Consider the following 6528-nt stretch of genomic DNA (forward strand, 5'->3'; position numbering starts at 1 on the left):
TTATTATTCAACAATTCACTTATCTCTTTTTTAGATTTATTACTGCCGTATTTTAGAAAATATAATTTTTTCATTTATCGCCCGCCACATTTCCCTGGAATTCTGATTCCTTTTCCTTTAGCTTTGACTTCAACTGAAGACTTAAAAATCATAGCATTTACAGGTCTATCTCCAGATATTCTAGATAATCTTTGTAGAATATTATCTATACCTAATTTTTTAGCCGTATCACTACCCATATTAATTGGTCCAGTTCGTCCACCTTTTCCTATCCCTAAGTATTCTGCTTTCTGATATAGCTCTGGATGTGATATAGCTACATCAAAATCACTAACACGACCAACATCAAAAGGTTGTCCTGTAGAGAAGCTTACACCAGATACAGAACTTCCTTGCATGTATGAAACTGAGCTAGAATATCCTAATTTACTCAGACCAGCCTGTAATGTTTGACCAAATTGCTTAAATTGCCCAAAGCTCTTAAAGCCATGTGGTACCCCTTCCTTTGAGAATCCTAAAGGATCAATCCAAGTCAACCCATTAGGCGCATACTGATACAGATTAAACCCACCCAGCAGCCCAATCGGATCAGGCTGAGTAAAGCGGCCTGTATCCGGATCGTAGTATCTGAAAGTATTGTAGTGCAGTCCGGTTTCTCTGTCTAAATACTGTCCCTGATACCGCAGATTCTGCTGTATCTCTCTATGGGCAGTCTCCTGTATCGGTTTACCCCACAGCTGGTATGAGCATTCCCACACAATTTCACCGGCTTCATCCGTCAGCTCCTCCGGCATGCCGTTCAGATCGGTATGGAAGTAGTAGATGTGTTGTTCCTGATTACCGTTTCTGTCTATTCGCGCCAGCGGTTCATAGCTGCCTTCCTCGGTATACAGATACAGGCTCTGCCGTTTGTCTGTGCCGCTTTCCTGCATCATCTGCAGTCCGTCCCACAGGAAGGTGGTGCGGTTGCATGGCTTGCCGTCCCGGTCCAGCCGGTGTTTTTCAATCCGCCGGCCAAGGGCATCATAGACGTAACCGTAGCGTTCAGTATGGTTTAGCTGTTCGATACGCACTTCGGTCAGGCGGTGTTCGGCATCGTAATGGTAATACTGGGTACCGCTGATGGACTGTTCGTAGCCAATATGCCTATGCGGTATCAGTCTAGTTAGAAGATAGCAAACAGTATGAAAGTAATAGATGTGTGCAGTTACTGATTGTCAATAAAATTAAATAATAAATTTGTAAATTATTATTTTAATTTTTTGTGTACATTTTTTATTTTTGAATATTATACAAATAAATATCATATTCATTATCACTTAAAGCAATTACTCTATCTGGAGAAGTAAATGCTAATGAAAAATCATATGTCTTATTTATTGAAAACAAGCTTAATATGAAATTTGAAAAATTTTCGACATAAAAGGATATGCAAATATCCCCGTAATAAAACATATTACAAATAATATCTTTTTTTATATTCAATAAACTTTCAACTTCACTAACTAAAACATTTCTATTTATAGGTAAATTAAAAACTTTTTTCTTAATAATATTATCAATTTTATTTATTTCCATTAACATTTCTCTATGCCATATAAATTCATTATCATGTAAAAATGATATATTAAACGACCTAATACCATCTAATTTGGTTGCATAATCTTTTGCTCTAAATAAATTTAATTTATCTTTTAAACTAATTTTCATAATATATATGATGATCTTTGGTTGCAGGGTCTTCGATTTTCAGATATCTCTCTTTTTTGAAATCGTATGTTCTAGGATCATAATTAGGTCGAGGTTGTCCCGCATGCACATGAGGACCTGATGCTCTAGGATCTGCAGTGTGTTCAGCAATAACTTTTTTATGTCCGTAGGCATCTGTATATTCATAATATCGTCCATGAGAACTTAAATTCTCTGAATATTTATAGTTTGTTTGCCCTCTTCTTCTAGGATCATTTCCAACAGTCCATTGCCTATCAGGTTGCTGTGAACGAGGTATGCCAGCAAGATCTTTTGCTTTATTAAACGCTTGACGACGATTTCTTACTCCACCACATTGAAGACCAAGAGGATCGATCCAAATAAACGCATTCGGTGCATACTGATAAAGATTGAGTCCGCCGGCTAATCCAATCGGGTCAGGTTGGGTAAAGCGGCCTATATCTGGATCGTAGTACCTGAAAGTATTGTAGTGCAGTCCGGTTTCTCTGTCTAAATACTGTCCCTGATACCGCAGGTTCTGTTGTATCTCTGTATGAGCAATCTCCTGTACCGGTTTGCCCCAAAGCTGGTATGAGCATTCCCACACAATTTCACCGGCTTCATCCGTCAGCTCCTCCGGCAAGCCGTTCAGGTCGGTATTGAAGTAGTAGATGTGTTGTTCCTGATTACCGTTTCTGTCTATCCGCGCCAGCGGTTCATAGCTGCCTTCGTCAGTATACAGATACAGGCTCTGCCGTTTGTCTGCGCTGCTTTCCTGAATCATCTGCAGCCCGTTCCACAGGAAGGTGGTGCGGTTGCATGGCTTACCGTCACGGTTTAGCCGGTGTTTTTCGATGGGCTGGCCAAGCGCGTAGACGTAGCGTTTAGTGTGGATAATTAGATTAAAAAGGTTTAAAGATAATTTGTTTAGGAGATTGAACAGGAACTAAATAATAAAAAAACTGAAAATATTAATTTCTTTCCTAGTTTATTCAATATAATTTATTTTTATATTTTTCTCTATAATAATTCTCAGTACGCTCTATGACTTCAATTAAACCATCAATATTAGTAGAAAATTTTACTGTATCATTATCCAAAGAATATTCATACCTTATTTCATTTTCTTCTGGATAATTTGGTATCTTATATTGGGTTACTTTAATATCAAATTCTTTATATAATTTATCAATATAAAATTTTACATTACACCCAATCTTAATATTTTCCAAGATATATAGTTTAACTATATATGCATTATAAATAAATTTTGAGAATATAGATTATTGAAACCAGTAACCGACTTAATTTAACTATAAATCACTTTTTAGATTTATGTGATTGTCGCCAAGAATCAAAATTACCAACACAAATCTCATTTAAAGGTAAATCCAGTGGGATATCTTTGAAAGAATCAACCATTTGATCAAATGGTGGAGGAAGTGTAATAGACATACCAAAGTCTTCATTTACAATAAGTGAACCATTTTTTATCAAAAATTTATCAGTTATACTGATCAGCTTTCTCATTGTAATGCCGGTATATAATTTTTTTTTATACTTACCTTTATAATTTTCATTACACCCTACTGCCACAATTCGACCATAAATATCCGTAGAAAAAACTATCGTACTATTATTCAAATAGTATCCATACTGTATTTCAGAATAACTTGGTACCTTATACCGTTTAACGTCAACATCAAATTTTTTATACAATTCATCGATATAAAAGTTTACATTACGCCCAATTTCAATATTACCCAAAGATTTATAGCTTATAATATCTGCACTAAAATCTATCATGTCCTTAACCTCCGTTCATAGTGTGATATAGAATAGACTATTAGTAAATTTTGAAGATATAGCTTATTGGAGCCGATAAACGACTTAATTTAGCTATAAATCATTTATTTGATTTACGTGTTGGCAACCAATAATCAAAATTACCAACATAGATCTCATTTAGGAGCAAATTCAGCGGAATATCTTTTAAATAATCAGCTATTTCATCGCCAAGAATCAAAATTACCAACATAGATCTCATTTAGGATTAAATTCAGCGGAATATCTTTTAAATAATCAGCTATTTCATCATATGGTGAAGGGAGTATAAAATACATACCAAAATCTTTATCTACAATAAGTGTACCAAATGTTATCCACTGTTTATTAGTTAAACTAATCAGTTTTCCCATTGTAATGCCAGCATATAATTTATTTTTATATTTTCCTCTATAGTTTTCATTACACCCTACCATAATAATTTGACCATCAATATTCGTAGAAAATTTTATCGTGTCATTATTCAAAGAATATGAATACCTTATTTCCTCTTTTTCTTGAGCCTTTGTTATCACATACTGGGTTACTTTAACATCAAAATTTTTATACATTTCGTCGATGTAAAATTCAACATTACGCCCAATCTCAATATTACCCAAAGACTTATAACTTATAATATCTGCATTAAAATCTATCATGTCTTATTCTACATTCATTAGTATTCCATCAATATAAACAGGTTCGTTATGAATTCTATCATATTTTTCAAATCCTTCATGGCCAATTCTGCCTAAAGTTTCTAATTTATTACCTTTGTGTTTTTTGTAAATTTTCCAGTAATCATTACCATGTATATTAGTCTGATTTTTATTACCACCAGGATGATAATCCAATATATATGTGGTGTTACCAGATCTTGTTTTTTTGGTAAATTGGATATGTTGAATTGCATTTTCAGACGCTTTTACTTCTTCTCGTACCCATCCCTTAGAGATCAAGTAATCTTCAACATTAGCTGGTTTTTTTCCAGTTAAAATATTTACCCAACGCTTGGTAATAGTGTTTCTTCGTTTAAAACCTTTAGAAGAAGGTCCACATCCTTTGTACTCTAATCCCCAAGGATCAACCCACATTAGCGGATTTGGCGCATACTGATACAGATTAAAGCCACCTAGCAACCCAATCGGATCCGGCTGGGTAAAGCGGCCTGTATCCGGATCATAGTACCTGAAAGTATTGTAGTGCAGCCCAGTTTCTCTGTCTAAATACTGTCCCTGATACCTCAGGTTCTGTTGTATCTCTGTATGGGCAATCTCCTGTATCGGTTTGCCCCACAGCTGGTATGAGCATTCCCACACAATTTCACCGGCTTCATCCGTCAGCTCCTCCGGCATGCCGTTCAGGTCGGTATGGAAGTAGTAGATGTGTTTTTCCTGATTACCGGTCCGGTCTATCCGTGCCAGCGGTTCATAGCTGCCTTCGTCAGTATACAGATACAGGCTCTGCCGTTTGTCTGCACTGCTTTCCTGAATCATCTGCATCCTGTCCCACAGGAAGGTGGTGCGGTTGCATGGCTTGCCGTCACGGTCCAGCCGGTGTTTTTCGATGCGCCGGCCGAGCGCATCGTAGACGTAGCCGTAGCGTTCAGTATGGTTCAGCTGTTCGATACGCACTTCGATCAGGCGGTGTTCGGCATCGTAATGGTAATACTGGGTACCGCTGGCGGTTTGTTTGCTGCGGGTACGTCCGTGTTCGTCGTAGCTGTATTTCAGTCCGCGGAAGCTGAGCAGCTGATTAAAGCGGATCAGGTTCTGATTGCTTTCTTCTTCACCGCGTCTTCTATCCAACAGGTTGGCCGCAGCATCGTACTGCAGGGTTTTCCAGTAGGATTCGTTGCGGCAGCTTTCGATGTGTTAATAACATCAGTGATCATTTTAAATTTACCTGATTAAAATCACGTTTTAATAAAATAAATTTCACTCAACTTTTTATTTAATATAGTCTTGAATACGAACGTGGTTCAATATCGCGCTTGCCGAGTTTGTCTACCTTTTCTAAAATTAGATCATAACAATAGAAAATATCATCGTTTTGTTTTAAATGTACTCCTTCTAAACAAACTCTATATATCCCTTTAGGAATATTAGAATTATGCCAACCAGTATATTCTTCCCATTCCCAAAAAACTGCCATATCGGCAATATATAAACTACCTGTTACATTAAGAAAAAAATATTTATCGCTAAATACAACATTTCGATTGTCATTACTAGGCATTTCATTTAAAAACAACCTAACTATATACCCACCATCATCAATACCCATGATAGGTAACGCAATGCCCTTATCTAAAACAAAATCTCCTTTATCTGTAGTTGTAAATTGTTGAAGTATATTCTCTCCATCATTTATTTTTCCATCAAAAGGACTCAATATCCCGGGATAATCAAAAATAATTATGCCATTAAAATCAACATCAACATCTATAGTTTTAACCACACTTACCTCCTGATTTCTTTACTTTTTGTTTGTTATTAAACCATTTTAATAATTTGTTATGAGCTTCTTTAGGAGTTACATTTTTTGCTATGATTTCACCTGTTGAGGGAATTTTTAAATCTCCCTTGATATGAGAGACAGAATCTAAATTACGGCTTGTAGCACTAAATAATTCATCTGCACTTCCTGTCCAAGGACCTTGAATTTTACCTATATCATTTTTAATAGCCCTATGCAATTCTTCATGCATGCCAGGACTATAAGGATTAGGAAAAAATGTGGGTGTATTTCTCTTAGTTCCCAAATCTGTCAGCCCAATACTATTAGCTTTGTTACGTGGAATAAGATGATGTCCCATTCCATTAGGATTCCATGCCCATGGCATTAATCCAAGAGGATCAATCCACATCAGCGCATTTGGCGCATACTGATACAGATTATAGCCACCCAGCAATCCAATCGGATCAGGCTGAGTAAAGCGGCCTATATCCGGATCGTAGTACCTGAAAGTATTGTAGTGCAGTCCGGTTTCTC

At 36.4% G+C, this 6528-nt stretch carries 9 protein-coding genes; all 9 read right to left on the reverse strand.

Going from position 1 to position 6528, the window contains the following annotated elements; translation table 11 throughout:
* Positions 1-74 precede the first annotated feature (74 nt).
* Positions 75-1199, reverse strand: a complete 1125-nt coding sequence (locus tag GY065_RS12705; RefSeq protein ID WP_174834443.1) for an RHS repeat-associated core domain-containing protein — start codon at positions 1197-1199, stop codon at positions 75-77.
* Between the two features lie 76 nt (positions 1200-1275).
* Positions 1276-1710 (reverse strand): hypothetical protein, encoded by a 435-nt coding sequence (locus GY065_RS12710; protein ID WP_174834432.1) that lies wholly within the window; start codon positions 1708-1710, stop codon positions 1276-1278.
* On the reverse strand, positions 1700-2494 hold the full coding sequence (locus GY065_RS12715; RefSeq protein WP_202984102.1) for an RHS repeat-associated core domain-containing protein: 795 nt from the start codon (positions 2492-2494) through the stop codon (positions 1700-1702). The genes GY065_RS12710 and GY065_RS12715 overlap by 11 nt, the downstream gene beginning before the upstream one ends.
* A gap of 208 nt (positions 2495-2702) precedes the next feature.
* On the reverse strand, positions 2703-2942 hold the full coding sequence (locus tag GY065_RS12720) for a hypothetical protein (protein WP_174834434.1): 240 nt from the start codon (positions 2940-2942) through the stop codon (positions 2703-2705).
* Positions 2943-3030: 88 nt separating this feature from the next.
* Positions 3031-3516 (reverse strand): hypothetical protein, encoded by a 486-nt coding sequence (locus GY065_RS12725; RefSeq protein WP_174834435.1) that lies wholly within the window; start codon positions 3514-3516, stop codon positions 3031-3033.
* A gap of 203 nt (positions 3517-3719) precedes the next feature.
* Positions 3720-4193: a hypothetical protein gene (locus tag GY065_RS12730; protein ID WP_174834437.1), complete on the reverse strand. Its 474-nt coding sequence runs from the start codon at positions 4191-4193 to the stop codon at positions 3720-3722.
* A 3-nt stretch (positions 4194-4196) separates the two neighbouring features.
* Positions 4197-5342 carry an RHS repeat domain-containing protein gene (locus tag GY065_RS12735; RefSeq protein WP_202984103.1) on the reverse strand — a complete coding sequence of 382 codons (1146 nt, stop codon included), beginning with the start codon at positions 5340-5342 and terminating at the stop codon, positions 4197-4199.
* Positions 5343-5487: 145 nt separating this feature from the next.
* Positions 5488-5994, reverse strand: coding sequence for a hypothetical protein (locus GY065_RS12740; RefSeq protein ID WP_174834439.1), 507 nt, complete (start codon positions 5992-5994; stop codon positions 5488-5490).
* Positions 5987-6528 (reverse strand): RHS repeat-associated core domain-containing protein (locus GY065_RS12745; RefSeq protein WP_174834441.1); only part of this gene is annotated, 542 nt, incomplete at its 5' end. The genes GY065_RS12740 and GY065_RS12745, both read right to left, overlap by 8 nt.

This window comes from Snodgrassella sp. ESL0323, from assembly GCF_013346865.1.
Taxonomy (GTDB): Bacteria; Pseudomonadota; Gammaproteobacteria; order Burkholderiales; family Neisseriaceae; genus Snodgrassella; species Snodgrassella alvi.